The sequence below is a fragment of the Devosia sp. A16 genome, from assembly GCF_001402915.1.
In the GTDB taxonomy this organism is placed as follows: Bacteria; Pseudomonadota; Alphaproteobacteria; order Rhizobiales; family Devosiaceae; genus Devosia_A.
The window spans coordinates 4,630,155-4,655,453 of the sequence record NZ_CP012945.1; the positions used below are offsets into that span (position 1 = coordinate 4,630,155).

Consider the following 25,299-nt stretch of genomic DNA (forward strand, 5'->3'; position numbering starts at 1 on the left):
TTGAGATCGATAGAAATTCCTTGCCGAACGGCGAGGAGGTGCGGGCAGCGCTTACCCAGGCGGCCGCCGAACGCATCCTGATCCTCGATGGCGCCATGGGCACCATGATTCAGCAGCTGAAGCTCGATGAAGCCGCCTATCGCGGCGAGCGCTTCAAGGACTGGCACAAGGATGTGCGGGGCAATAACGACCTGCTCAACCTGACGCAGCCCGATGCGATCCGCGCCATCCACCTGCAATACTACCTGGCGGGCGCCGACATGGTGGAGACCAATACGTTCTCCTCCACCGACATCGTCATGGCCGATTACGGCATGCAGGCGCTGGCCTACGAGCTGAATGTCGCCGGCGCCCGGCTGGCGCGCGAAGCGGCGCAGCAGGCGTTCGACATCGACGGCAAGCGGCGCTTCGTGGCCGGTGCCCTCGGCCCTTTGAACAAGACTGCCTCGATGTCCACCGACGTGAACTCGCCGGGACACCGGGCAATTACCTTCGACGAGATCGTCAAGGGCTATGGCGAGCAGATCAACGGGCTGATCGACGGCGGCGCGGATCTCCTGCTGTTCGAGACCATCACCGACACGCTCAACACCAAGGCCGGCATCTTCGCCGCCCAGCGCATCTTCGAGGAGCGCGGCTACGAACTGCCGGTGATGATCTCCGGCACCATCACCGACCTCTCGGGGCGCACCCTCAGCGGCCAGACGCCGACGGCGTTCTGGTATTCGGTGCGCCACGCCAAGCCCTTCACCATCGGGCTCAACTGCGCGCTCGGCGCCAACGCCATGCGCGCCCACATCAACGAGCTCAGCGATGTCGCCGACACGCTGATCTGCGCCTATCCGAACGCAGGGCTCCCCAACGAGTTCGGCGGCTACGACGAGACGCCCGAATTCATGGCGCGGCAGCTCGAGGGCTTTGCCCGTGATGGCTTCCTCAACATCGTCGGGGGCTGCTGCGGCTCGACGCCCGACCACATCCGGGCGATCAAGGAAGCGGTCGGAAAGTACAAGCCGCGCAAGATCCCCGAGGTGCCGACCTTCCTGAGGCTCAGCGGCCTCGAGCCGTTCACGCTCACCGAGGATATCCCGTTCGTCAACATCGGCGAGCGCACCAATGTCACCGGCTCCGCCCGGTTCCGCAAGCTCATCACCGCCGGCGACTATACCGCAGCGCTCGACGTGGCCCGCGACCAGGTGCAGAACGGCGCGCAGGTGATCGACATCAACGTCGACGAGGGCCTGCTCGACAGCCAGAAAGTGATGGTCGAGTTCCTGAACCTGCTTGCCGCCGAGCCCGATATCGCCCGCGTGCCGCTGATGATCGACTCTTCGAAGTTCGAGGTGATCGAAGCCGGGCTCAAATGCGTGCAGGGCAAGGCGCTGGTCAACTCGATCTCGATGAAGGAAGGCGTCGACAAGTTCCTCGAGACCGCCCGGCTGGTGCGCGCCTATGGCGCTGCCGTGGTGGTGATGGCGTTCGACGAGCAGGGCCAAGCCGACAGCTATGAGCGCAAGGTCGAGATCTGTTCGAAGGCCTACAAGCTGCTGACCGAGGAAGTCGGCTTCCCGCCCGAGGACATCGTCTTCGATCCCAACATCTTCGCCATCGCCACTGGCATCGAAGAGCATGTCGGCTATGGCATCGCCTTCATCGAAGCGACGAGGACTATCCGGCAAACCCTTCCCCATGCACACATTTCCGGCGGCGTGAGCAACCTCAGCTTCTCGTTCCGCGGCAACGAGCCGGTGCGCGAGGCGATGCACTCGGTGTTCCTCTATCACGCCATTCAGGCGGGGATGGACATGGGCATCGTCAATGCCGGCCAGCTGGCGGTCTACGATACGCTGGAGCCGACGCTGCGTGAGGCCTGCGAGGACGTGATCTTCAACCGCCGGGCCGATGCGACCGAGCGGCTGCTGGAGATTGCCGAACGCTTCAAGGGGCAGGCCGGCGGCGAGCAGAAGGCCAAGGACCTGACCTGGCGGACCAAGCCCGTAGCCGAGCGCATTTCGCACGCGCTGGTCAACGGCATCACCGAGTTCATCGACGAGGATACTGAGGAAGCCCGGCTGGCCTCCGAGCGCCCGCTGCACGTCATCGAAGGTCCGCTGATGGCCGGGATGAGCGTGGTGGGAGACCTGTTCGGTTCGGGAAAAATGTTCCTGCCGCAGGTGGTGAAATCCGCCCGTGTGATGAAGCAGGCCGTGGCCCATCTCCTCCCCTACATGGAGGCGGAGAAGGAAGCCAATGGCGAGGCGGTTGGCCGCAAGAGCGCCGGCAAGGTGCTGATGGCGACGGTGAAGGGCGATGTGCACGACATCGGCAAGAACATCGTCGGCGTGGTCCTCAGCTGCAACAACTACGAGATCATCGACCTCGGCGTGATGGTGCCGACCGCCAAGATCCTCGAAGTGGCGAAGGCCGAGAAGGTCGACGTCATCGGGCTCTCGGGCCTCATCACCCCGTCGCTCGACGAGATGGTGCACGTCGCCTCCGAGATGGAGCGCGAGGGCTTCCACGTGCCGCTGCTGATCGGCGGGGCGACCACCTCTCGCGTCCACACGGCGGTGAAGATCCACCCGCAATATCATGGCGGCCCGACGGTGCACGTGCATGACGCCAGTCGCGCCGTTGGCGTGGTCTCGTCGTTGCTCAGCGACGAGCAGCGCCCGGCCTATGTCGCGGACGTCAGGGCCGAGTACGAGCGGCTGGCCGAGAAGCACCGCCAGAGCGAAGCGGAAAAGCAGCGCACCTCGCTCGCCACTGCCCGCGCCAACCGCTTCCAGCCCAAATGGGAGGGCTACGTGCCGCCCAGGCCGAGCTTCCTCGGCACGCGCGTGTTCGAGAACTACGACCTCGCCGAGATCGCCCGCTACATCGACTGGACGCCGTTCTTCCAGGCCTGGGAACTGAAGGGCCGCTTCCCGGCGCTGCTCGACGATCCCGACCAGGGGCCGGCGGCGCGCCAGCTCTGGGACGATGCCCAGAAGATGTTGAAGGACGTGATCCAGAAGAACTGGTTCCGCCCCAAGGCGGTGATCGGCTTCTGGCATGCCAATCAGGTCGGCGACGATATCCGGCTCTACACCGACGCGGACCGCAAGGACCAGCTGGCGACCTTCTTCACCCTGCGCCAGCAGCTCAGCAAGACCGGCGGCAAGCCGCACATGGCGCTGGCCGATTTCGTCGCGCCCGAAGGCATCCCGGATTATCTCGGCGGCTTCGTGGTCACGGCCGGGCTCGAAGAGAACCTCATTGCCGACCGCTTCGAGCGGCGCAATGACGACTACTCCTCGATCCTCATCAAGGCGTTGGCCGACCGTTTCGCCGAGGCCTTCGCCGAATTGATGCACGAGCGGGTGCGCAAGGAGTTTTGGGGCTATGGCGCCGCCGAAACCTTCGCACCCAACGAGCTGGTGGGCGAACCCTATCAGGGCATCCGTCCGGCGCCCGGCTATCCGGCCCAGCCCGACCACACCGAAAAAACCACGCTGTTCCACCTGCTCAACGCCAAGCAGCGCATCGGGGTGGAGCTCACCGAGAGCTACGCCATGTGGCCGGGCTCGTCGGTCTCCGGCATCTATCTCAGCCACCCCGAAAGCTTCTATTTCGGCGTCGCCAAGGTGGAGCGGGACCAGGTCGAGGACTATGCGCGCCGCAAGGGCATGGCGATCCGCGAAGTCGAGCGCTGGCTCGGGCCCATCCTCAACTACACGCCGAGCGCGGACAAGGAGGGGGCATGACGCACAGTCCTGCCGCGAGCAAGGCCCCCTCACCCGACGCTGCGCGTCGACCTCTCCCCCAAGGGAGAGGTGAGGCGTGGGCGAAATCGTGCCACATGGTCACCTCTCCCTTTGGGGGAGAGGTCGGCCGTAGGCCGGGTGAGGGGGCCTTTGCCGGATGACCTCCCCTGCCCCATTCGCCCGCCGCGCCACCTCGGTGCCGGTGACCGTGGTCACCGACAAGGCGGCGCTCGGCCGCTTCGGCGGCCGGGATACGGCTCTGCTGCATCTCGACCCGCCGCTGCATGCCCATGAGCCGGGCACCGAGTGCATCGCCTGCGAAAGCCGCGGCAATGTGCGGGTGCTGCTGTTCGAACTCCAGGAGAAGGTGCGGCTCGGCATGGCCGAACCCTTCCTGCGTGTGGTTGTCGATGCCACCGACGTCGATGACCGTGCCGCCGTTGCCGATGCCATCGTTCCGGGCAAACTGCCGGCCTTCGGGCTCCGCGATTTCACTGTGGCTCGCAACTTTCATCTGGCGGAGGTGGTGTGATGGCGGCGCTCGACCTGTTCATCCGTCCGCAGACCAATGACGTCCATCCGCTGAGCCGCGCTGGGCTGCTCGCCCTCGATGCCGCCCAGCGCGCGAGCCGGCTCGAGGAGCAACAGGAGGCGATCCGCTCCCGCCTTGCGGCGACGAGCGCAAGCGAGTGGCATGACCAGGTCGGCATGATCGTCGCCGAGTTCCGCCGCGCCGGGCATGCGCTGCAGCGCGATGGCGATACGCATACCTGGATGGGCAAGGCCGGCCTCGCGGTCAGCTTCTGTAAATCCGGCAACACCGTAATCGGCTGGCAAGCCCAATTACTGCAAACCTCAGTATTGCTTGCAGCACGGCCTCACCGCGCTAAGCTGAGGCTCACGCCATTTCTTGGCGTGAGCGCTTGAGGGGGGCGCAGCGATGGCAGAGCAACAGGATCCGTTCTCGATCAACGTCGGCAGCAAGCTGCTGTTCGGCGCCATCATGCTGATGGGACTTGGCGTCATCGGCGCCATTCTCGGGCCGCTGCTGACCGCTTTCAGCCCAAACGCCACCCCCGGAGCAATCGGCGGCGCCGTCGGCCCAGGCATCATGCTGCTGCTCGCCGGCGTGGTGCTCGGCATTATCGCCGGGATTTTCCTCGGCTACGCCAACGGCAAGTACCCGCCCTCCGAACGCCGCTAGTGTGCGTGCTCGCTGCGGCACTCACCGTGATCGGCCAGCACTTCGATGATCCGGCAATCGCAGATCCGGCCGTGCCCGCATTCCTCGACCATGCGGTTGAGTTCGCCGCGCAGCGCCGTGAGGCTGGCAATGCGGCGGTCGATTTCTGTCAGGTGGTTGCGGGCGATGCTGTCCGCCTGATGGCATGAGGCCTGCGGCGAGGCGGCCATCTCCAACAGTTCGCGGATATCCTCGACCTCGAAACCGAGTTCGCGCGAGTGGCGAATGAAGTTGAGCCGTTCCACCTCGGCTTTGCCGTAGCGGCGCTGGTTGCCTTCGGTGCGCGGCGGCGATGGCAGCAGACCGATCTGCTCGTAAAAGCGGATGGTCGGCACCTTGACGCCGGTCCGTCTCGAGAGTTCGCCGATCGGCAGATTCATCGTCTTGGCCTCTTGATCCTCTAGTCGCTAGAGGTCCTAGATGTATGCGGACATGATGAAGAATCCAAGGAGCGCCGCATGTCCGAGGCCGCAGAAAAGCTGAAATTCCGTGTCGGCGGCATGGATTGCGCTGCGTGCGTGACCAAGATCGAGAACGCTGTCAGCCGATTGCCTGGCGTCGGCGAGGTCGGTGTTTCACTCCCCACCGGCACCATGACGGTGACCCGCAGCGGCGAGATCGCCAAGGGCGCGATCGAACGACAGGTGAAGGCGCTGGGATACCAGATCGCCCCCGCCAAGTCTGCAGTATCTCTCGCGGCGGCGCACCATCACGCTGACCACGATCATCGCCGTGATCACGACCACGATCACGCGGAGCATAGCCACGATCATCACGAGCACGCCGGGCATGGCGAGGTCATCGATGGCCCCTGGTGGAAGACCCGCAAGGCGCTGCTGACCTTTATCTCGGCTGGCGCCTTGCTGGTGGCCTATCTGGCTGGACAGCTGTTCCCCTCGATCGGCCATTGGGCGTTCCTGCTCGCCTTGGTGGTGGGTTTGATCCCGGTGGCGCGCCGGGCGCTGGTTGCCGGCATGACCGGTACGCCGTTCTCGATCGAAACCTTGATGACCATCGCCGCGGTCGGCGCCGTCTTCATCGGGGCCACGGAGGAAGCGGCCACCGTGGTGCTGTTGTTCCTGATTGGCGAGCTGCTCGAAGGCGTCGCTGCCGGCCGGGCGCGTGCCTCCATCCGCGGCCTGGCGGATCTCGTGCCGAAGCTGGCTTTGGTCGAGCAGGACGGTGGGACCGCCGAAGTTCCCGCCGCCGAGCTTGCCGTCGGCGCGATCATCCTGGTGCGCCCCGGTGACCGCATTGCCGCCGATGGTGTCATCGTCGACGGCAGTTCGGCCATCGACGAGGCGCCCGTCACCGGCGAGAGCGTGCCCAGGACCAGGAGCGTGGGCGACGATGTGTTTGCCGGCACGATCAACGCCGATGCGGTGTTGCGAGTGCGGGTGACGGCGGCCGCCGCGGACAACACCATTGCTCGCGTCGTCCGGCTGGTCGAGGAAGCGCAGGAGAGCAAGGCGCCGACCGAGCGCTTCATCGACAAGTTCTCGAAATACTACACGCCCGGCGTGCTCGTGGTCGGCGCACTGGTCGCCATCCTGCCGCCGTTGCTCGCCAGCCAGCCCTGGGACGAGTGGATCTACAAGGGCCTCGCGATCCTGCTGATCGGCTGCCCCTGCGCGCTGGTGATCTCGACCCCGGCGGCGATTGCCGCCGGCCTCTCGGCGGGCGCCCGTCGCGGGCTGCTGCTGAAGGGCGGCACGGTGCTCGAACAGCTGCGCAGGGTCGACACCGTCGCGCTCGACAAGACCGGCACCCTCACCGAGGGCAAGCCGCAGGTCACCGACATCGTCGGCATTGGCCGCTCGGAGGCCCAGGTGCTGTCGCTGGCGGCGGCGCTCGAAACCGGCTCGAGCCATCCGCTCGCCGTCGCCGTAATTGCCCGCGCCACCGCCGACAAGGCATTCGTGCCGCCGGCGGTGGGCGCCAAAGCGGTCCCCGGCAAGGGCGTCACCGGCCAGGTCGGCGGCGAGGAGCTGTTCCTCGCTTCGCCCAAGGCGGCCGAGGAACGCGTGCCGTTCGACGCAGACCTGCGCGATCGGATCGGTGCGCTCAACGACGCCGGCAAGACCGTCTCAGTGCTGCTGGTGGGCGCAGAGGTCGCGGGCCTGCTGGCCGTTCGCGACGAGCCGCGCGCCGATGCGGCCCTCGGCATCGATCGGCTGGACGAGGAGGCCGTGCGCACCGTGATGCTCACCGGAGACAACGAGCGCACCGCCAGGGCAATCGGCGCCGACCTCGGCATCGAGGTTCGCGCCGGCCTTCTGCCGGAGGACAAGCAGCGCATCGTGCGCGAGCTGCAGCAGCAGGGCCGCGTGGTTGCCAAGGTCGGCGACGGCATCAACGACGCCCCTGCCCTCGCGGCGGCCGATATCGGCATCGCCATGGGTGGCGGCACCGATGTGGCGCTCGAAACCGCCGACGCCGCCATCCTCCATGGCCGCGTCGCCGACATCGCCAACATGATCGGGCTGTCGAAAGCCACCATGGGCAATATCGCCCAGAACATCACCGTGGCGCTCGGGCTGAAGGCGGTATTCCTCGTCACCACTGTCATCGGCGTGACCGGCCTGTGGCCGGCGATTCTCGCCGATACCGGCGCAACGGTCCTGGTGACGCTGAACGCCATGCGATTGCTGGCCTGGAAGGGCAAGTAGCGCTTCAGCAGCGAGTGCCGCAAACAACAACGGCTCCCCGAGGGGAGCCGCTTGTTCTGGACTGCAGGATCTCGAGAGAACCTGGTGCGGTCGAGAAGACTCGAACTTCCACGCCTTGCGGCACAGCGACCTCAACGCTGCGCGTCTACCAATTCCGCCACGACCGCACGCCGAGGTAGAAGCACCGCCGGAACCGGCGAAGCGAGGCAGCGTGTAGCAACGCTTGTTGGCTGGCGCAAGCGATTAATTCCGCTTTTGCCGGATCGGCGAAAGTGCCGGGTCGGTCGCGTGATCGAACCGGAAAAGTCTGCAACTTTTCCTGATCACGCTCACGCCGGCCGACGGACTTTTTCGGTGAGCTCGACGCTGAGTCGGCCATCCTCGACCTTCACTTCGCCACGCGCGATCAGCGTGTTGTTGGCATAGACGCGCAAGGGGTCGTTCTCGCCGGTATCGAGCTCGATCACCGCGCCACGGCCCATGCGCAACAGGTGATGCACCGGCATGATCGCGGCGCCCAGCTCGACGGTGATATCGACTTCAATATTGTCTAGAGTGTTCATACATAAACCGCGAGCAACCACCCCGGCTGAATCGCGCGGGCCCCTTGTACGAGAGCATTGGACATCCATGCTTACCGAAGCGTTAACGACTGCCCCAACTTGCGACACCGGGACCAAGCTGTTCCGCGCTGACGGCGTCCCCGTCGAGTGGCGAATCTCCGAGGGCTACCTCCCCTACCCCGAGGCGCTGGAGGCGATGAAGGCTCGCGCCGCGGCTGTGGCAGAGGGCACGGCCGGCGAACAGGTCTGGCTCCTGGAGCATCCGCCGCTATACACCGCCGGGACCTCCGCAGCGCCCGAGGACCTGCTGTCGCCCAACCGCTTCCCGGTCTACGACGCCGGGCGTGGCGGGCAGTACACCTATCACGGCCCCGGGCAGCGGGTGGTCTACTTCATGCTCGACCTGCGCCAGCGTGGCCGCGACGTGCGTTGCCTCGTGCAGGGGCTCGAGGGGCTGATCATCGATACGCTCGCTTCCTTCAACATCCGGGGCGAGCGGCGCGACGGCCGGATCGGCGTCTGGGTAGCGCGACCCGACAAGGGGCCGGGTCGCGAGGACAAGGTGGCGGCGATCGGCGTGCGCGTCAGCCGCTGGGTGACGTTTCATGGCATTGCGATAAATGTGTCGCCGACCCTTTCACATTTCGATGGTATCGTGCCGTGCGGCATCTCCGACCAGGGCGTGACCAGTTTCGAGGATCTCGGACAGCTGGTCTCGATGGCGGAAGTCGATGCCGCGCTGCGGGCGGCCTTCGAGCGCCGCTTCGGGGCGACGGCAGATCTGCGGCCGCAAGCCCTTGTCAGTGCCGCCTGACACACGCATTTTCTGGGTGACCGATTCCATGGGGGTGAGGCCTTGACACTGGACGATCTCAAGAAAATCTTCCTCGGGCCGACGTTGTTCCGGCTGGAGACGATCCTCTCGCCGCGGCTGGTGCCGGTGCTTTACGCGACGGGGCTCGCGGCGCTGCTGCTCTGGTCGGTGGGGCACCTGTTCGTCAGCTTCGGCCGTAACTTCGGCGACGGCCTGTGGGGCATCCTCGAGATCGCCGTGTATGGCGCACTGTTCCTGCTCGTGCTGCGCATCGTCTGCGAAGTGCTGCTGGTGTTCTTCAAGGCCAACGAGACGGTGACCCGCACCGTCAGCCTCAGCCGCGTGCCGACCTCGCTGATCGACGAAGTGCGCGACGCCATCCACGATATCGCCGACGACGAGCCCTACGCGGACGAAACCAGCGAGGGCGCGGCGGCGGCCGAGCCCAGTGCCTCGGCGGTGCGGCGGAGCGCCAGGCGCACGCCACCCCCGAGTGCGAAGCCGGACATTTGAAACAACAAAGGCCGCCCGTGGGCGGCCTTTTCTTTTCCTCCCTTCTCCTCTGGGGGGAGAAGGCGGCCGGCGGACGATGGCGAAGCCGTCGCCGCGGGCCGGTTGAGGGGTGAAGCGCAACACGCGCTCGCTGAGAAGCTGAACTCCTCACCAAGTTTCGCTACGGACCTGACGGTCCTAGCTCCACCACCCTCTTCCCTCAGGGGAGAGGGGCGCAGCCGGCGAGCCGGCCGAATTCATGCCGTCGCCAGCGTCCGCCGCGATTTCAGCACTTCGTCGACGCTCCAGGCGCCCGGACCGGCGAAGACGAGATAGAGGAACACGAAACAGAACAGCACGGCTCCGTCCCCGCCATTGGCGGCCGGAATGATGTTGCCCTGCCCCATCATCGGCACGTGCACGAACCAGAAGGCGTAGGCCATCTGCCCGGCGAGGACGAAGGCCACCGGACGCGTGAACACTCCGAGCAGGATGGCGAGGCCACCGAACACCTCGAGCACTGCGGCGAGGCCCATCAGCGAGAACAGATCGAACCCGCCACCACCCATCTGCGAGGCCGGAAAGCCGAACATTTTCTGTGTGCCGTGTGCCATGAAGCACAGTGCCGTGACGATGCGGAGGATAGCCAGGGCATGCGGCTGGTAGCGGTTGAGGGCTTCGAGGTTCATGGGTCTTCTTCCTGCTGGACGCCTCGGAGGTGGGCGCATCGGAAACAAGAGCATCAGGCTCAGGATTCGGGTCAACTGAAGGTTTGGTAACCTGACGTTCTCGTGATCGGGCGTGATCAGGGCTGCCCTGCTTCCATCGCAGGTTACCGATCATTGCTTTTTTCTCGCGTTTGGCGCATACGCACGCGCCAATGACACAAGCTCCGAAAATCGGCCTGGTCAGCCTCGGCTGCCCCAAGGCTCTCGTCGACTCCGAACGCATCATGACGACGCTGCGCTCGCAGGGTTATGCCTTCTCGCGCGACTACGAAGGCGCGGACGTGGTGCTGGTCAACACCTGCGGCTTCCTCGACAGCGCCAAAAAGGAAAGTCTCGAGGCGATCGGCGAGGCCGTCGGCGCCAATGGCCGCGTCATCGTCACCGGCTGCCTCGGCGTCGAAGAAGAAATGATCCGCGCCACCCATCCGAGCGTGCTCGCCGTCACCGGCCCACACCAGTACGAGGATGTGGTCAACGCGGTGAACACCCACGTGCCGCCGGTCCCGAACAAGTTCGTCGACCTGGTGCCGGAGGCCGGGCTGAAGCTGACGCCGCGGCACTACGCCTATATGAAGATCTCCGAAGGCTGCAACAACCGCTGCACCTTCTGCATCATCCCGCAGATCCGCGGCGACCTGGCCTCGCGCCCGATCGCCTCGGTGCTGTACGAAGCAGAGCGGCTGGTGGCGACGGGCGTCAAGGAGATCATGGTGATCTCGCAGGACACCTCGGCTTATGGCCTCGACATCAAGTACCAGAGCTCGAAGTTCCGCGGCCGTGACATCGAAGCGCGCTTCCAGACCCTCGCCGAAGAGCTGGGCAAGATGGACGTGTGGACCCGGCTCCACTACGTCTACCCCTACCCGCACGTCGACAGCGTCATCCCGCTGATGGCCGAGGGCAAGATCCTGCCCTATCTCGATATTCCGTTCCAGCACGCTGCACCGTCGGTGTTGAAGGCGATGCGCCGCCCGGCCAACCAGGTGAAGACGCTCGACCGGATCAAGGCCTGGCGTGCCGTCGCGCCGGATCTCGCCATCCGCTCCAACTTCATCGTCGGCTTCCCCGGCGAGACCGAGGAGGACTTCGAGTTCCTGCTCGATTGGCTGGAGGAAGCCGAGATCGATCGGATCGGCTGCTTCGAGTACGAGCCGGTGACCGGCGCACCTGCCAACGACATCGAGGGCATCGTCCCCGACGAGCTCAAGCGCGAGCGCTACGAGCGGTTGATGGAAGTGGCGCAGGACATCTCGGCCCATGTGCTCGGCAAGAAGGTCGGCCGCACCATCGACGTGCTGGTCGATGACGTCGAACCCGATACCGGCCGCGCCATTGCTCGCAGCCAGTGGGACGCGCCCGAGATCGACGGCACCGTGATCATCCACGAGGCCGATGGCATCAAGGTCGGCGACAAGGTGTCGGTGCTGGTGACAGACTCCGACGAGTACGACCTGTTTGCCGTGCCGTCGGCCGTCGCCGCCAAGGACGACCGCAAGCCTTCCGTCGTCGCCGGCTGATGGCAGTGCATCGCGAGTATGCATTGGCGCCTGCTGGCGCCACGCTACGGCTCGGCCGCACTGCCCGGCTGATGGGCATCCTTAACGTCACCCCCGACAGCTTTTCCGACGGCGGCCGCTTCGATGCGGTGCCGGCGGCGCTGGTCCAGGCCCGCCACATGCTGGCCGAGGGCGCCGACATCATCGATATCGGCGGCGAGAGCACTCGGCCGGGCGCCGAGGAAGTCTCGGCCGCCGATGAGCTGGCGCGGGTTCTGCCGGCAATTGCGGCGTTGCGCGCTGACGGCATCGTGGCGCCGATCTCGATCGATACCTACAAGGCCGAGGTGGCGGAGCGTGCCGTCGCCGCCGGAGCGACGATCATCAACGACGTCTACGGCCTGCAGCGCGAGCCGGACCTGGCGGCGGTGGCCGCGACGACGAGGACTCCGCTGGTGCTGATGCACTGGGACAAGGCGCGCGACACCGGCCGAGACGTGCTGGCCGCGATGGCGCGGTATTTCGAGGTGACCCTCGCTATCGCCGACAAGGCCGGCGTGACGCGGGAGAGCATCGTGCTCGATCCGGGCTTCGGCTTTGCCAAGTCGCTCAGCGAGAACTATGAAATCCTGCGGCGACTGCCCGAGCTGCTGGCGCTGGGCTTTCCGGTGCTGGTCGGCACCTCCAGGAAATCGATGATCGGCAAGTTGCTGGACGTGCCGGCCGACGAGCGGCTGGCCGGGACTGTGGCGACCTCGGTCCTGGGGTATGCCGCCGGCGCCCACGTCTTTCGGGTCCATGATATTCGACCCAACCGCGACGCCCTGCGCATCGCCGAGGCGGCCCTCTATGGGCCGCAACAGTAGGAACCAGACGTGACCAGAGACTTTGACGGCGACCGCATCATCCTCAGTGACCTGGGGTTCTTCGGTTATCACGGCGTGATCCCCGAGGAAGCGGTGCTCGGCCAGCGCTTCTTCGTCGATCTGGTCTGCGGCGCGGATCTGCTTGCGGCCGGACGCAGCGACGAGCTGCAGCACTCGATCTCCTACGCCGAGATCTACGATGTCACCAAGGCAGCCTTCGAGGAGCGGCGGTTCCAGTTGATCGAAGCGGTGGGCCAGCACATTGTCGACCGGCTGTTCGAGGCATTTCCGGCCATCCGCTGGGTGCAGGTCCGGGTGAAGAAACCTTCGGCTCCCATCGCCATGGTGGCCGGCGAGGCGGCGATCGAACTGCGCCGCTCCCGGGAGGGTCGCTGATGGCACGTGCGTGGCTCGGGCTTGGCGCCAATATCGGCAATCCGCCGGCTCAGGTGCGCGAGGCGGTAGAGCGACTCGATGCCTGGCCCGGCATCACCGTGGTGGCGCAGTCTGCAATGCTGCTCACCAAGCCCTGGGGCAAGACCGACCAGCCGGACTTTTCCAACATGGTGGTGGAAGTCGAGACCAGCCTCGCGCCGCTCGAGCTGCTCGATGCCTGCCTTGGCATAGAACGTGAGATGGGGCGGGTGCGGGACATTCGCTGGGGACCGAGGCGGATCGACATCGACGTGGTCGCCTATGAGCGGCTGGAGCTCGATACAGAGCGCCTGCACGTGCCGCACCGCTATGCGCATGAACGCGATTTCGTGCTCGAGCCGCTACGGGAGATCGCGCCTGAGGTGGCGGAATGGATTGTGGGGCGCATAGAGGGAGCTTAGGTCCGGCCACTCCTTCCGCGTCCACGGGCTAGCGCCCCTCACCCGTCTCGCGCTCCGCGCGAGCCACCCTCTCCCCGACGGGGAGAGGAATGGTGCCACCGATCGGGCCACAGCGCATTTTTCTCCCCGTCGGGGAGAAGGTGGCGCGAAGTGCCGGATGAGGGGTGGTGGCCCCGATGTCGGAAGCGCTTGTCGCCTGCTCCACCCCGGAGCCTAACCCCTGACCATCTCCAGCACGCGCACTGCCGCATCGAACTCCAGCCGCCGTTTGGCGCGGCGTTCGGTGGCTTCCTCGACTTCGCCCCACAGGCGGATATTGTGGTCTTCGTCGACATGCGCCGCCGTCCACACCTCCTTAGGCGTTAGCAGCCCCTCGCGCAGCGCGATGCTCAGCAGACCCGAGCCGGTGATGCCGGTCAGCGAGTTGAGCGTCACCGCCTCGATCAATTCTGCATCGGCAAGCGACAGGCGCAGCCGCTCGAGCGTCGGGGCCGGTTGCGGCTGGTGCAGGATGCCGATGGTGGGCTGGAAGCCGATCTCGAAGTGACGGGCGAGCTTCACCAGCACCGCGTCCCACACCCGCTCCTGCTCGGCGACCAGTTCGCGCGGCGTGTCGGCGCGATAGAGCAGCAGGTCGTTACCGGAATACTTGACGATCTCCTCGCGCAGCGCTTCGAGCCGCTCGTCGCCGGCTTCGACCGCCGAGTTGATCAGCCGGACCACCGGCATGGTCTTGGGATCGATGAACTCCTGCTGCGCCGCCCATTCCTCCGCCATGGCGGCAGCCACCGCCTGGTGCGGCACCACCACGGGCTTCTGCGCCGGGGTGCGCGGCGTCTTGCCGTCCAGCGTCACCGCAAAGCCGCCTGGCGCGGACCCGACGCCCACCTCCTTGTAGAAGCGCTTGGGCAGTTCGACCTTGTTGAGGTGCTGCGCCCGGCCGTAGCCGTCATTGCGGTGCTGTTCGGCGTCTTCGAGAAATTCGCGCATCAGGCCTCCAGCAGCTTGTCGACGGCGTCGACCAGTTCGTCCATGCGATGGATGACGAGGTGCGCTCCGGCGGCCTCGAGCTCGGCCACCGCGTGATACCCCCAGGATACCCCCAGCGCCTTGACCCCGGCGTTTCGGGCCATCTTCATGTCGTGCGACGTATCGCCGATCATTACGGTGGCTTCGCGGCCGATGCCGGCCTTGTGCATCGCCGTCTCGATCATCTGCGGATCGGGCTTGCCGCGATTGTGGGCCGGGGTCTGGATCGAGTTGAACCGACCGATGATCTGGTGGCGCTCCAGCAGTGTGATGGCGCCGGCGTGCCCCTTGCCGGTCGCGACGGCGAGGATGGTTTCGGGGTCGGCCTGCAGGCGGTCGAGCGCGTCCAGGGCCCCTTCGAACATCGGCTCGCGGGCGAGACCGGCCTTCTGCAGGTAGGCTGCCCGGTAAGCGTTGAGGATCACGTCGATCCGGTCACTGTCGACCCCTGGCGCGAGGATCCCCATGGCGTCGCGCGCGGTGATGCCGGAGATCGAACGAATCTGATCGTCAGTGGGGATTGCCTGGCCGACAGAGGCGAAGGACTCGCGCACCGTCTCGATGATCAGCGCTTCGGAATTGATCAGGGTGCCATCGAGATCGAAGACGACGAGCCGCATCGGGAGAACTCCAGTTAGGCCCGCTCAGAACCACAATTCTCGGGGCGTGTCACGCCCCGCAAAGGCATAGCCCGCAACCATCGGAGAACGGTACAAACCGTTGCTATTCGAGCACGCGCTCGATCGCGGCATCGAGCTCGGAATAGTCGTGGATCAAGGTCCCTGCCCCGGCTTTGAGCAGGTCTGCCGCATCGTGATAACCCCAACTGACGCCGATCGAGCGCACCTTGGCGGCGCGCGCCAGCTCCATGTCGAACACCGTGTCGCCCACCATCACCGTCCGGTTCGGGTCGGCACCGGTTTCCTCCATGGCGCTGAGCAGCATGCCGGGATGCGGCTTCGACGGGTTGTGGTCGGGCGTCTGCAGGGTAGTGAAGTGCCCGGTGATCCTGTGATTGTCGAGAATGCGGGCAACGCCCGTGAGGCCCTTGCCGGTGGCGATGCCGAGGACAGTCCCCTTCTGCTCGCGCAACCGATCCAGCGCTTCGCGCGCTCCCGGGTAGAGCGGTTCGCGGTCGAACTCATGCTCGAGCGAGGCCTTGTAGAAACTCTTGTACTGCCCGACGATGCCTTCGATCACATCGATATCGTCGGTCCCGGCAAGCTGCCCGACCGCTACCGGCAGCGACAGCCCAATGATCTGCCGCACCTGCGCCGGCGTGGGCGGCGGCAGGTCGAGCGAGCGAAACGCCGATCCCATGTGCTCGGAGATGAGCGCCTGGGTATCGATGAGTGTGCCATCCATGTCGAAGACGATGAGCCGCACGGGAGTTCCCCCTGAGTTCGGCCCGTTGAGACCACGAGACGCAGGGCGCGTCACGCCCTGCGCCAACGACCGCAAGTCTACATCGCGGCAAAGCAGTAGAGAAGCCCGGCTCCGCCCGTGCCGACGAGGTTCTCCTGGCTGCAGCCGCGCGACGGATGCGAGGAGTTCCAGGACTTTGCGGCATCGGAATCGTCGAGGCCGGTGCGGTCGGAATGGCCGACGATGGCGCTGCCTTCGCCGTTCAGCGTCCAGTCGCCGCAGGTCTGCCCGGCCGCCAGCGTGCCATCCGGGTTGGAGCCGGTAAGGATGTCGTGCTGGTTGGGGGTGTCGCCGCGACCGTTGATCTGCGCTCCGGTTTCGGACAGCGCCGTCGCCTTGGTCAGCTTGTTGTCGGCACTGTGGAGGTTGGCGACATCGGTGGCGATCACGTCACCTTTGAAGTTCTGCCACGGGCCGGCACCGATCCGGTCCTTGGCGTTGACGCCTTCGGCGCTGAGATAGGCCTTCCAGGTCTTGCCGGTCGAGCCGGCGGCTTCCGCCAGCTTGGCGCAATGAGCATCAGCCCCATCGAGGCCGCCGAGATTGGCGCCGTCTCCGGCACCGACACTGGTGACGAAGAAGGTCATGGTGGTCGCGTCCTGCGCAATGGCCGGTGCTGCAATGGCGAGGGTCGCCGCGGTGGCTGCGGCGAGAACGATCGTTTTCATTGGCATCTCCCTGTGCGCCCGGAATGGGCCGCAACATGGGAACACGCGAGGCGGGCGTTTCGTCCGGCGCTCGCGGCGATTTGATCAGTCCTGCTCCGGATCCTGATCCTGCACATCGTAGCGGTCGGCATTGAAGCCCAGCACGTCGAACGTCGCCTGCATGTGCGGCGGCAAGGGCGCCGAGACGTCGAGCACCTGGCCGTTGCGCAGCGGCAGCCGGATGCGCCGGGCATGCAGGTGCAGGCCCTTCGAAATCTCGTCCGGCGGCGTCCAGTTCTCGATGTTGAAATAGCGCGGGTCGCCCATGATCGGGTTGTGCAGCTGCGCCATATGCACGCGCAACTGGTGCGTCCGTCCCGTCACCGGCTTCAGCGTCACCCAGGCGAAGCGCCGCGCCGCCGTGTCGGTGGTCGAATAATAGCTCATCGAGTGTTGCGCGCCGGGCGTGCCCTGCGGCACCACCACCATCTGCTCGCCGTCGGTGGTCGCCTGCTTGGCGAGGAAGCACGAGATCGAGCCCTGCTTGGGATGCGGGTTGCCCCAAACCACCGCCCAGTAGATCTTGCGCGCCTGGCGCGACGAGAACACCTCACCGAAATGCGCCGCCGCCGCTTTGGTCTTGGCGACGACCAGGCAACCCGAGGTGTCGCGGTCGAGCCGGTGCACCAGCCGCGGCGCCTCGCCCTTCTTGTTGGGCAGGCTCTTCAACAGGCCATCCATGTGGCGCTTGGTGCCCGATCCCCCCTGCGAGGCAAGGCCATGCGGCTTGTTGAAGACGTAGAGTTCGTCGTCCTCGTAAAGAATGATCGAGCGCAGGAACTCGGCATCCTTGGAGTTGATCTCGCCTTCGGCGCGCACCGGCGCCGCCTCGATCGGCGGCACCCGTACGATCTGACCGGCAGTGAGCCGCGCATTGGCCTTCACCCGGCCGCTGTCCACTCGGATCTGGCCCGAGCGCAACAGCTTCTGCAGATGACCGAAGGTGACCTGCGGGAAGTGCGTCGCGAACCATCGGTCGAGCCGCATGCCGTCCTCGTCGCGGGCGACGGTCTGCATCCGAACCCCGCTCATGCGATCACCCGCATGGCCAGCATGCCCATCCAGAGGCCGGCGAGCGACAGCAGCACCGAGCCGACGATGTAGACCGCTGCAAGGAGGATGTCGCCGCGCTCGATCAGCACGATGGCGTCGAGCGAGAAGCTCGAGAAGGTGGTAAAGCCGCCGAAGATGCCGACGGCGACGAACAGCCGGATCTCGTTCTGGTATTGCGGCGTGGTCTTGGCGAGCACCCCGACCAGCACGCCCATGGCGATGGAGCCGACGATGTTGATGAGCAACGTCGCGATCGGAAAGCCATTGGAGAGGCTGCCGATCGAGTTCTGTGCGCCAAAGCGCAAGAGGGCGCCCAGCGCGCCGCCGATGCCGACGAGAAGATATGCGTTCATGGCCCCTCTTTGGCCCGGCCCACGCAAATACTCAAGCGTGCCGTAACGAAAGGCGGACGCCGGCCGGGCATCCGCCCACGGCGTCTCGGGGAGCCGCGGACAGCTGGCGCCGCTTACGCGCCGGCGGCGGTCTCCTGCTCCTCGTCAGCCTCGATCTCCAGCGCCGGCGCCACGGCCGATGAGACGAGCCCGTTGAGCGTGCCACCCTTGAGGCCGAGTTCGGCGAGCAGCGCGTCGATCAGTGGTGCCTGGCTACGGTAGCGCAGCGCCGCGTCGACCGCCTGATCGGCGATCCCGCCGCCGGCGTGGCCGTTCATGCCGCCATTGCCGTTGCTGCCGCCGCCGGCCAAGCCATCGACATGCAGGATCTTGATGCCGTCGATGTTCTCCATCGGCTTCACCGACTCGGCGATGATCGAGGGCAGCGCCTGAATCAGCGCCATGCGGATGTTCATGGCGATCTGTTCGGGCGAAAGATGGTTGGCAGCCTCGTTGAGCTTCTGCTTGCCTTCGGCCTCGACGGCATAGGTGACTTCGGTGGCAGCCGCTTTCAGCTTGGCGGCTTCGGCCTCGCCCTGGGCCAGCGTGCGGGCGGCCTCGGCACGGTTCTTGGCCGCCTGCTTCTCGGCGTCCGACGACACCACGATGTTGATCGATGCCTTCTGTGCTTCCTGCTCGGCCTCGATCAGCTGGATCCGCTTGGTACGCTCGGCGATCTCGGTGAGGCGGGCGGTCTCCACCTCTTCGGCGGCCTTGGCGGCGAGCGCCCGCGCCGCGTCAGCCTTGGCCTCGGCCTTTGACTGCTCCTCGGATTTGGCGGCAATCGCCGTGGCGCTGATCTGCTCGGACAGCGCGATGGCCTGGTCCGCCTTGATCGACGCCTCCTTTACCTGCTGCCGGCTCAGCGTTCGCGCCGCCTCCGCCTCGGTGGCGCGCTGGGCGCGCAGGCTTTCGATCTCGGCGTTCTGCTGGTCGATGCGGATGGCGATTTCGCGCTCGTTGTTGAGGCGGGCATACTCGGAGTCACGGGTGATGGTGAACTGCTCCTGCTGCGCCTCGAGGTTCTTCCGCGCGATCGCCACCTGGGTGTTCTGCTCGATCTCGTTGCGCGTCTTGCGCCGGTCCTCGATCGACTGGGTCATCTTGGTCAGACCCTCGGCGTCGAACACGTTGTTGGGGTTGAAGAATTCCCGGTTGGTCTGGTCGAGGCCGGTAAGCGACACCGACTCGAGCTCCAGCCCGTTCTTGAGAATGTCCTCGGAGACTGCGGCTTGCACCTTCTGGACGAAGTTGACGCGCTGCTCATGCAGTTCTTCCATCGCCATCTCGGCGGCGACGGCGCGGAGCGCATCGACGAACTTGCCTTCCACCAGTTCCTTCAGCGCCTGCGGTTCCATGGTGCGGCGACCGAGCGTCTGCGCAGCGTCGGCGATCGCCTCAGCGGTCGGCTGCACCCGCACATAGAATTCGGCCTGCACGTCGACGCGCATGCGATCCTTGGTGATCAGCGCCTGCTCGGCCGTGCGCACCACTTCCAGGCGGAGGGTGTTCATGTTGACCGGAATGGTCTCGTGCAGCACCGGCAGCACCAGGGCGCCGCCGTTCATGATCACCCGTTGCCCGCCGAAGCCGGTGCGGACGAAGGACACTTCCTTGCTGGCGCGACGATAGAGCCGCGCGATGATCATGCCGATCACGAAGATCGCGACTATGATGATGGCGGCCACGATCAGGGTCGAAATGAGCTGGTCGTACATGCGTGGCTATTCCTGTGGCGGGGTAAGACGGGTGATGGCGCGATAGACGTTCTTGTCGCGGCCGACGAGGAAGACCCGGTCGCCGGCGCTGTAGGTCATGCCGGGTTCGCCCGGCTCGAGCAGGATGTAATGGCTGCGGCCGCGCAGATCCGTGGTCTTGGCCTCGGCCGGCTGGCCCTGTTTGGCCTCACCGCGGAGGACGGTGGCGTAGCTGCCGACCAGCTCGGAGCGGCTGGCCGCTTCAGACTGATCCCTGGGGAAGATGTCGCCGAGCCAGCGCCCGAGATGGCGCGCCGCATAACTGGCGCCGACCAGTGCCGGAACCGCCGCGAGCCATGGATTGAGGGCGCTGCCGATGGTGGCAGTTGCCGCCCACTGGACGACGTAGCCCCCGAGCCCGAAGCCGGTCAGAAAAATCACCAGCAGCGCCAGGAATGGCAGCCGCCCAACCGAAAACCAGCTGAGCACATGCGACAGCGGGCCGACTTCGGCACCGCTGAGTTCCGGAGCTTCGAGGTCGGGAACGTCGACACCGGGCAGCGCTGCTTCAATGGAGGCGGAGGGCGAGAAGCCGATGACGAGGGATAGCAACTCGATTACGCCGATCGCCAGCATGACGATCAATGCAACGGTGAACGGTGCGAACTCCGGCGCGAACAGTTCTATCTTGCCCCTCCCCTGATCCCTTCCGTCATATGGGACTGTTGTGACAGTTTTCCATGGGGCGCAAGGACTTCCCGGCACGGATTTTCGATATGGCTAATCTTGGGGCATCAGGAGCGGCCAAGTAACGCCGGGTACGGTAGATCGTCTCGGGATTGGTAGCGACGGTGACATTGGTTGCGCGATCGGCCTTTGACGCACCCACAGGATGTCATCCCAGCGAAAGCTGGGACCAACTCACCGCCCGCACCAGTGGATGCTTGGGTCCCAGCTTTGGCGGGGACGACATCGTAGTTGGGGTGTGCTTCCCGTGGCCGAGTTCGACGACGGCCTCACCTGGCCCAAGGCAGGATCACTCCCTCAGCCCGCGAGATGCCTTACTCCCCGCCCTCTTCCTCGCGGCGCTGCTCGCGGCGGCCAGACCAGAAATCGAGGCGCTTGATCACCTCGCGCTCGAAGCCACGCTCGTTCGGCTGGTAGAGCTCGGGGCGACGGTCGCCGGCCAGCTCGTCGGGGAAGAACTCCTGGCCCGAGAAGGCGTCGGGATAGTCGTGGTCGTAGCGGTAGCCCTTGTTGTAGCCCAGCTCCTTCATCAGCTTGGTCGGAGCATTGAGGATGTGCTTGGGCGGCGCGAGTGACCCGGTCTGCATGGCCAGCGCCTTGGCCTTGGCGAAGCCGACATGGGCGGCGTTGGATTTGGGGGCAGTGGCGACATAGGCGATAGCCTGCGCCATGAACAGTTCGCCCTCCGGTAGCCCGGTGCGCTCGAACGCGTTCCAGGCGGTGATCACCTGCACCATGGCCTGCGGGTCGGCCATGCCGACATCCTCGGAGGCGGCGCAGGCGAGGCGGCGGAAGATGGTGTCCGGATGCTCGCCCCCGACCAGCATGCGCTGCGCCCAATACATCGCCGCCTGCACGTCCGAGCCGCGCAGGCTCTTATGAAAGCAGCTGAGCAGGTTGTAGTGCTCTTCCTGCCCCTTGTCGTAGACCGGCGCGCGCTTCTGCACCGTCTCGGCGAGGCCGGCGACGTCGAGCATCGCGTCCTCGGGCAGCGCGAACAGCTCTTCGGCCAGCCCGATCAGGTAGCGCCCATCGCCGTCGGCCATGTCGAGCAGCGCATCGCGGGCTTCGGCGGTGATCGGCAGCTTGCGGCCGACATGTGCTTCGGCCCGTTCGGCGAGGATCGCGAGGTCCGGCTTCTCGAACCGGCGCAGCGTATAGACCTTGGCGCGCGAGAGCAGCGCCGCGACCATCGAGAAGCTGGGGTTCTCGGTGGTGGCGCCGATGAGGATCACCGTGCCGTCCTCGACATGTGGCAGCAATGCGTCCTGCGTGGTGCGGTTGAAGCGGTGGAGTTCGTCGACGAACATCACCGTCTGCCGCCCTGCCCCGAGCCGCAGCGCCTTGGCGTCGGCGATCACCTTGCGCAGGTCTGCGACACCGGAGAGCACCGCGCTCAGCTGCACGAAATCGAGCCCCACTTCCTTGGCAACGAGGCGGGCAATGGTGGTCTTGCCGACGCCGGGCGGTCCCCACAGGATGAAGGACGAGACCCGGCCGGCCGCCACCATGCGGCCGATCGGGCCATTGGGCCCAAGCAGATGATCCTGACCGATGACGTCCGCCAGCCGCTGCGGCCTCAGGGCCTCGGCGAGCGGGCGCGGTGCGACATCATCGAACAGGGAATCCATCACCCACTTACCTCGGCCCGGACGATCCGGCCACCCCGCTGTAGCACAACCCGCCAGCTCTGCGGACGATTGCTGGCGAGCTTGCCGAAGCGCTCGGCGTCGTCCGTCGCCTCGCCGTTGAGACTGAGGATCAGGTCTCCGGCCCTCAGCCCCATGTCGTCGGCGGGCGAGCCGGCCTCGACGTCGCGAACCACCACGGCGTGCGTGTCATAGGGCAGTCCCAGCTCCTGCGCCACCGCCGGGGTGACCGTTTCCACCGAGGTGCCGGCGAAACGCGTATTGCCCGAAACCGTTACCGGCTTGCCAGCGCCCGGAGGCGCTTCCAGCGTGATGACCTTGTCTTCGGTCTTGCCGCCGCGGAAATACTGCACGTCCGCCGTCGCCCCGACCGCCTTGGTAGCCAGGCGGAAGTCGAAGGCACTGGGCTGTTCGATGTTGAAGCCATCGACCGCCAGGATCACGTCGCCGTCCTTGAAACCCGCCTTCTCGGCCGGTCCGCCAGGCGCCAGTTCGCTGATCAGCGCGCCGCGGGCCTGCCCGAGCCCAAGGCTGTCGGCGAGGTCCGCAGTCACCGGCTGCATGCGGGCCCCGAACCACGGGCGAACCAGCGCGCCGCCGGAAATGCCGGTTTCGGCGACGAGCTTGGCCATGTTCGCGGGGATGGCGAAGCCGATGCCGACCGAGCCGCCGGAGCGCGAGACGATAGCGGTGTTGACGCCCACCAGCCGGCCCTGCAGGTCGACCAGCGCGCCCCCGGAATTGCCCGGATTGATCGCCGCGTCGGTCTGAATGAAGAATTCGTAGTTCGAACTCTCGACCCCGGTGCGCGCCAGCGCCGAGACGATTCCCGACGTGACGGTCTGGCCCACGCCGAACGGATTGCCGATGGCCAACACCAGGTCGCCGACCTCGAGCTGGTCGGAATCGGCAAAGGCCAGCGCCGGGAAGGTTGCCCCCTTGGCGTCCTTCACCTTGAGCACGGCCAGATCGGTCTTGGGGTCGTCCAGCACCAGGTCGACCGGATATTCGTGGCCGTCATTGGTGGAGATGCGGATGTCGGTCGCGCCTTCGACAACGTGATGGTTGGTGAGGATCACCCCGGCGCCGTCGACGATGACGCCCGAGCCGAGCGACTGCGACTTCTGCGGCCGGCTGTCCATGAACGGACTGTCGCCGCCGAAGAACTGTGAAAAGAACGGGTCGTTGAGGAAGGGCGAGGTGGCGCGCTGGCTGATCGTGGTGGCGTAGACATTGACCACCGACGGCGTCACCGACTTGACCACCGGGGCAAAGCTCAGCTGCATCTCGGTGCGGGTGGCCGGGACCGCCTTCGTTTCGGTCTGCGACTTTGTCTGCGGCGCCCCGGTCTCGGCCGCCTGGGCGACGATCGCCGGCCCGGTCGACAGTGCCGTCCGGCTCGAAAGTTCGGCGTACCCGAACACCAGCACGGCGCCGGCGGCGGCCCCGCCGAGGGCTATGATCCAACCTTGTTTCGTCATCGTAATATCCTCAGGCGACACCGCGCGACCGAGGCGCGGCACTGGCCCGACAAACGCCGCGAATCTGGCGCCTTTTTGGTGCTGGGCTTACGGATTGGTAATCCCGGAATTATGACGTTGCCCAGTGGGGCAATCGACCCTATATGCAGCGCTCGTTTTTGTGCCCCGAGGACCCCTCGTACAAGACCTTTGAAAGGTTAGCCGCCCAATGACTGAGCCAACCACGGTCTACGCCAACACTTCGCAGCTGATCGCCAGCGAAGAGCCGGATTTTCCGAGCTTTCTGTTCTCCAAGAAGGAACTGCACCGGGCGACCAAGGTGTTCAGGAAAGGGTTCGACGGGCTCCTGACCTATGCGGTCAAGTGCAATCCCTCGCCGCACATCATCCGGCAGCTGCACGAAGAAGGCCTCAAGGCCTTCGACGTCGCCTCCAACATGGAGATGGAACTGGTGCGCGACCATGCCCCCGGCGCGGCGATGCACTACAACAACCCGATCAAGAACAAGCGCGAGATCGAACGCGCCTATGAGGAGTTCGGAGTCCGCTCGTTCACCATCGACCACCCGCAACAGCTCGACCAGCTGGCGGCGGTGGTGTCGCCGTCGCGCGACATCGAGGTGACCACCCGCTTCAAGGCCGGCAAGGCGCTGAAGTCGTACGACTTCGGCATCAAGTTCGGCGTCATGCAGGATGGGGCCGCCGAGATCGTCAAGCTGGTGGACCAGATGGGCTACACCCCGTCGCTCTGCTTCCATGTCGGCTCGCAGTGCGAGGATGTCTATGCCTACGAGCGTCACATCGCGGCAGCGGCCAAGATCGCCGAGGAATCTGGCATCGAGCTGAAGCGGCTGAACATCGGCGGAGGCTATCCAGCCCCCTACCCGACGTCGGAAGCCCCGCCGATGGATTACTATTTCGAGACCATCGCCCAGGCGGTGAAGGACAACTTCGCCGGCTCCAGGCCCGAGCTGATCATCGAACCGGGCCGGGCGCTGGTGACTTCCTCGACTTCGCTGCTGTTGCGGGTCAAGCACCAGCGCGGCGGTCAGTCGGTCTATCTCAACGACGGCGCCTATGGCTCGCTGATGGAAGTGAAGTTCATGCACTTCACCCCGCCGACCCGGGTCTGGCGCGGCCCGCGCCTGCACGACAATGATGGCGAGTTCTCCGATTTCACCGTCTGGGGCCCGACCTGCGACAGCTATGACGTGCTGCCGCAGATCTTCACCCTGCCCTCCGACGTCGATGAAGACGATTGGATCGAGTTCGGCCTGATGGGCGCCTACACCCAGGCCTCGCTGACCCCGTTCAACGGCTTCTGGCGCCGCGACCAGTACTGGGTGGACGAAGTCTATACCGGCAAGGACATGCAGCCGGAGTGAGCTGCAGTCAGCAGAGCAACCTGAGCCGGTAAGCGAGAGCTTGCCGGGCTTTCTTGCCTGATACTCGATGCCCATCTCCCCCCATGCGGGGGAGAAAGCAAAAACTTGGGCTTAGCGCAGCTAAGTCCTTAGTTTTCGCAAGAGGGGGGACGTTTGAGCCACCGTGCCCTCCACGTCCCCCCTCTTGGAATTTCTAAGGCTTAGCCAAGAAGCTAAGCCCAAGAAATTCCATTCTCCCCCGCATGGGGGGAGACGGGTCCGGTGGCTGGAGCGACCTTGAGC

At 65.7% G+C, this 25,299-nt stretch carries 25 protein-coding genes and 1 tRNA gene; 12 read left to right on the forward strand and 14 right to left on the reverse strand.

Annotated elements, in window-relative coordinates; genetic code table 11:
• The first annotated feature begins 20 nt into the window (after positions 1 to 20).
• The 4 genes from metH to APS40_RS22335 all read left to right on the forward strand — a co-directional run bounded on the left by metH (position 21) and on the right by APS40_RS22335 (position 4,950).
• The gene (metH, locus tag APS40_RS22320) at positions 21 to 3,746 is read left to right on the forward strand and encodes a methionine synthase (RefSeq protein ID WP_442855830.1); all 3,726 of its coding nucleotides are present in this window, start codon (positions 21 to 23) and stop codon (positions 3,744 to 3,746) included.
• A gap of 157 nt (positions 3,747 to 3,903) precedes the next feature.
• Positions 3,904 to 4,278 (forward strand): hypothetical protein, encoded by a 375-nt coding sequence (locus APS40_RS22325; protein ID WP_055049139.1) that lies wholly within the window; start codon positions 3,904 to 3,906, stop codon positions 4,276 to 4,278.
• Positions 4,278 to 4,673 (forward strand): hypothetical protein, encoded by a 396-nt coding sequence (locus APS40_RS22330; RefSeq protein ID WP_055049140.1) that lies wholly within the window; start codon positions 4,278 to 4,280, stop codon positions 4,671 to 4,673. The genes APS40_RS22325 and APS40_RS22330 overlap by 1 nt, the downstream gene beginning before the upstream one ends.
• A gap of 13 nt (positions 4,674 to 4,686) precedes the next feature.
• Entirely contained in the window at positions 4,687 to 4,950 is a 264-nt protein-coding gene (locus tag APS40_RS22335; RefSeq protein ID WP_055049141.1) for a hypothetical protein, read from the forward strand.
• Here APS40_RS22335 and APS40_RS22340 read toward each other — a convergent pair.
• On the reverse strand, positions 4,947 to 5,369 hold the full coding sequence (locus APS40_RS22340; protein WP_055049142.1) for a MerR family transcriptional regulator: 423 nt from the start codon (positions 5,367 to 5,369) through the stop codon (positions 4,947 to 4,949). The genes APS40_RS22335 and APS40_RS22340 overlap by 4 nt on opposite strands.
• Before the next feature lie 78 nt (positions 5,370 to 5,447).
• Between APS40_RS22340 and APS40_RS22345 the strand changes: the two genes are divergently transcribed.
• Positions 5,448 to 7,658 (forward strand): heavy metal translocating P-type ATPase, encoded by a 2,211-nt coding sequence (locus APS40_RS22345; protein WP_055049143.1) that lies wholly within the window; start codon positions 5,448 to 5,450, stop codon positions 7,656 to 7,658.
• A gap of 82 nt (positions 7,659 to 7,740) precedes the next feature.
• Here APS40_RS22345 and APS40_RS22350 read toward each other — a convergent pair.
• A tRNA-Leu gene (locus APS40_RS22350) sits at positions 7,741 to 7,825 on the reverse strand.
• Positions 7,826 to 7,987: 162 nt separating this feature from the next.
• Positions 7,988 to 8,221 (reverse strand): FliM/FliN family flagellar motor switch protein, encoded by a 234-nt coding sequence (locus APS40_RS22355; RefSeq protein WP_055049144.1) that lies wholly within the window; start codon positions 8,219 to 8,221, stop codon positions 7,988 to 7,990.
• A gap of 67 nt (positions 8,222 to 8,288) precedes the next feature.
• Between APS40_RS22355 and lipB the strand changes: the two genes are divergently transcribed.
• Complete coding sequence (lipB, locus tag APS40_RS22360; protein ID WP_082434600.1) at positions 8,289 to 9,035, forward strand: lipoyl(octanoyl) transferase LipB; 747 nt, start codon at positions 8,289 to 8,291, stop codon at positions 9,033 to 9,035.
• Between the two features lie 42 nt (positions 9,036 to 9,077).
• Complete coding sequence (locus APS40_RS22365) at positions 9,078 to 9,548, forward strand: DUF4282 domain-containing protein (protein ID WP_055049146.1); 471 nt, start codon at positions 9,078 to 9,080, stop codon at positions 9,546 to 9,548.
• A gap of 236 nt (positions 9,549 to 9,784) precedes the next feature.
• Here the strand turns inward: APS40_RS22365 and APS40_RS22370 are convergent, their stop codons facing one another.
• Positions 9,785 to 10,216: a DoxX family protein gene (locus APS40_RS22370; protein WP_055049147.1), complete on the reverse strand. Its 432-nt coding sequence runs from the start codon at positions 10,214 to 10,216 to the stop codon at positions 9,785 to 9,787.
• Between the two features lie 191 nt (positions 10,217 to 10,407).
• On the opposite strand from APS40_RS22370, the gene rimO reads away from it, so the two are divergent.
• The 4 genes from rimO to folK are packed head-to-tail and all read left to right on the forward strand — an operon-like array spanning position 10,408 to position 13,453.
• Positions 10,408 to 11,772 carry a 30S ribosomal protein S12 methylthiotransferase RimO gene (rimO, locus tag APS40_RS22375; RefSeq protein ID WP_082434602.1) on the forward strand — a complete coding sequence of 455 codons (1,365 nt, stop codon included), beginning with the start codon at positions 10,408 to 10,410 and terminating at the stop codon, positions 11,770 to 11,772.
• A complete protein-coding gene (gene folP, locus APS40_RS22380; RefSeq protein WP_055049149.1) occupies positions 11,772 to 12,617 on the forward strand; it encodes a dihydropteroate synthase in 846 nt (281 codons plus the stop codon). The genes rimO and folP overlap by 1 nt, the downstream gene beginning before the upstream one ends.
• A 9-nt stretch (positions 12,618 to 12,626) precedes the next feature.
• The gene (gene folB / locus APS40_RS22385) at positions 12,627 to 13,013 is read left to right on the forward strand and encodes a dihydroneopterin aldolase (RefSeq protein WP_055049150.1); all 387 of its coding nucleotides are present in this window, start codon (positions 12,627 to 12,629) and stop codon (positions 13,011 to 13,013) included.
• Positions 13,013 to 13,453, forward strand: a complete 441-nt coding sequence (gene folK, locus APS40_RS22390; protein WP_055049151.1) for a 2-amino-4-hydroxy-6-hydroxymethyldihydropteridine diphosphokinase — start codon at positions 13,013 to 13,015, stop codon at positions 13,451 to 13,453. Before folB ends, folK begins: the two co-directional genes overlap by 1 nt.
• Before the next feature lie 213 nt (positions 13,454 to 13,666).
• Here folK and APS40_RS22395 read toward each other — a convergent pair whose 3' ends face one another.
• The 10 genes from APS40_RS22395 to APS40_RS22440 form a co-directional block, all read right to left on the reverse strand.
• Entirely contained in the window at positions 13,667 to 14,443 is a 777-nt protein-coding gene (locus APS40_RS22395) for an ATP12 family chaperone protein (RefSeq protein WP_055049152.1), read from the reverse strand.
• Positions 14,443 to 15,102 (reverse strand): HAD family hydrolase, encoded by a 660-nt coding sequence (locus APS40_RS22400; protein ID WP_055049153.1) that lies wholly within the window; start codon positions 15,100 to 15,102, stop codon positions 14,443 to 14,445. The genes APS40_RS22395 and APS40_RS22400 overlap by 1 nt, the downstream gene beginning before the upstream one ends.
• Positions 15,103 to 15,205: 103 nt before the next feature.
• Entirely contained in the window at positions 15,206 to 15,868 is a 663-nt protein-coding gene (locus APS40_RS22405) for an HAD-IA family hydrolase (RefSeq protein WP_055049154.1), read from the reverse strand.
• Between the two features lie 77 nt (positions 15,869 to 15,945).
• Positions 15,946 to 16,575: a hypothetical protein gene (locus tag APS40_RS22410; RefSeq protein WP_055049155.1), complete on the reverse strand. Its 630-nt coding sequence runs from the start codon at positions 16,573 to 16,575 to the stop codon at positions 15,946 to 15,948.
• An 84-nt stretch (positions 16,576 to 16,659) separates the two neighbouring features.
• Complete coding sequence (locus tag APS40_RS22415; RefSeq protein ID WP_236884159.1) at positions 16,660 to 17,631, reverse strand: RluA family pseudouridine synthase; 972 nt, start codon at positions 17,629 to 17,631, stop codon at positions 16,660 to 16,662.
• A gap of 11 nt (positions 17,632 to 17,642) precedes the next feature.
• A complete protein-coding gene (crcB, locus tag APS40_RS22420) occupies positions 17,643 to 18,020 on the reverse strand; it encodes a fluoride efflux transporter CrcB (protein ID WP_055049157.1) in 378 nt (125 codons plus the stop codon).
• A gap of 113 nt (positions 18,021 to 18,133) precedes the next feature.
• A complete protein-coding gene (locus tag APS40_RS22425; protein WP_055049158.1) occupies positions 18,134 to 19,777 on the reverse strand; it encodes a flotillin family protein in 1,644 nt (547 codons plus the stop codon).
• A 6-nt stretch (positions 19,778 to 19,783) separates the two neighbouring features.
• Entirely contained in the window at positions 19,784 to 20,521 is a 738-nt protein-coding gene (locus APS40_RS22430) for a YqiJ family protein (protein ID WP_442855831.1), read from the reverse strand.
• Between the two features lie 296 nt (positions 20,522 to 20,817).
• Positions 20,818 to 22,134 carry a replication-associated recombination protein A gene (locus APS40_RS22435; RefSeq protein WP_055049160.1) on the reverse strand — a complete coding sequence of 439 codons (1,317 nt, stop codon included), beginning with the start codon at positions 22,132 to 22,134 and terminating at the stop codon, positions 20,818 to 20,820.
• Complete coding sequence (locus APS40_RS22440; protein ID WP_082434603.1) at positions 22,134 to 23,633, reverse strand: DegQ family serine endoprotease; 1,500 nt, start codon at positions 23,631 to 23,633, stop codon at positions 22,134 to 22,136. Before APS40_RS22440 ends, APS40_RS22435 begins: the two co-directional genes overlap by 1 nt.
• Positions 23,634 to 23,841: 208 nt before the next feature.
• Between APS40_RS22440 and APS40_RS22445 the strand changes: the two genes are divergently transcribed.
• A complete protein-coding gene (locus APS40_RS22445; RefSeq protein WP_055049161.1) occupies positions 23,842 to 25,017 on the forward strand; it encodes a hypothetical protein in 1,176 nt (391 codons plus the stop codon).
• The last annotated feature ends 282 nt before the right edge of the window (positions 25,018 to 25,299 follow it).

Excerpts from the sequence above, each read along its gene's own strand:
- APS40_RS22325 (WP_055049139.1), top strand. The coding sequence starts at position 3,904 with ATGACCTCCCCTGCCCCATTCGCCCGCCGCGCCACCTCGGTGCCGGTG.
- APS40_RS22435 (WP_055049160.1), bottom strand. The coding sequence starts at position 22,134 with ATGGATTCCCTGTTCGATGATGTCGCACCGCGCCCGCTCGCCGAGGCC.
- APS40_RS22415 (WP_236884159.1), bottom strand. The coding sequence starts at position 17,631 with ATGCAGACCGTCGCCCGCGACGAGGACGGCATGCGGCTCGACCGATGG.
- APS40_RS22340 (WP_055049142.1), bottom strand. The coding sequence starts at position 5,369 with ATGAATCTGCCGATCGGCGAACTCTCGAGACGGACCGGCGTCAAGGTG.
- folK (WP_055049151.1), top strand. The coding sequence starts at position 13,013 with ATGGCACGTGCGTGGCTCGGGCTTGGCGCCAATATCGGCAATCCGCCG.
- APS40_RS22400 (WP_055049153.1), bottom strand. The coding sequence starts at position 15,102 with ATGCGGCTCGTCGTCTTCGATCTCGATGGCACCCTGATCAATTCCGAA.
- lipB (WP_082434600.1), top strand. The coding sequence starts at position 8,289 with ATGCTTACCGAAGCGTTAACGACTGCCCCAACTTGCGACACCGGGACC.
- APS40_RS22355 (WP_055049144.1), bottom strand. The coding sequence starts at position 8,221 with ATGAACACTCTAGACAATATTGAAGTCGATATCACCGTCGAGCTGGGC.
- APS40_RS22440 (WP_082434603.1), bottom strand. The coding sequence starts at position 23,633 with ATGACGAAACAAGGTTGGATCATAGCCCTCGGCGGGGCCGCCGCCGGC.
- APS40_RS22370 (WP_055049147.1), bottom strand. The coding sequence starts at position 10,216 with ATGAACCTCGAAGCCCTCAACCGCTACCAGCCGCATGCCCTGGCTATC.
- rimO (WP_082434602.1), top strand. The coding sequence starts at position 10,408 with ATGACACAAGCTCCGAAAATCGGCCTGGTCAGCCTCGGCTGCCCCAAG.
- APS40_RS22335 (WP_055049141.1), top strand. The coding sequence starts at position 4,687 with ATGGCAGAGCAACAGGATCCGTTCTCGATCAACGTCGGCAGCAAGCTG.
- crcB (WP_055049157.1), bottom strand. The coding sequence starts at position 18,020 with ATGAACGCATATCTTCTCGTCGGCATCGGCGGCGCGCTGGGCGCCCTC.
- APS40_RS22410 (WP_055049155.1), bottom strand. The coding sequence starts at position 16,575 with ATGAAAACGATCGTTCTCGCCGCAGCCACCGCGGCGACCCTCGCCATT.
- APS40_RS22395 (WP_055049152.1), bottom strand. The coding sequence starts at position 14,443 with ATGCGCGAATTTCTCGAAGACGCCGAACAGCACCGCAATGACGGCTAC.
- APS40_RS22445 (WP_055049161.1), top strand. The coding sequence starts at position 23,842 with ATGACTGAGCCAACCACGGTCTACGCCAACACTTCGCAGCTGATCGCC.
- folP (WP_055049149.1), top strand. The coding sequence starts at position 11,772 with ATGGCAGTGCATCGCGAGTATGCATTGGCGCCTGCTGGCGCCACGCTA.
- APS40_RS22425 (WP_055049158.1), bottom strand. The coding sequence starts at position 19,777 with ATGTACGACCAGCTCATTTCGACCCTGATCGTGGCCGCCATCATCATA.
- APS40_RS22345 (WP_055049143.1), top strand. The coding sequence starts at position 5,448 with ATGTCCGAGGCCGCAGAAAAGCTGAAATTCCGTGTCGGCGGCATGGAT.
- APS40_RS22330 (WP_055049140.1), top strand. The coding sequence starts at position 4,278 with ATGGCGGCGCTCGACCTGTTCATCCGTCCGCAGACCAATGACGTCCAT.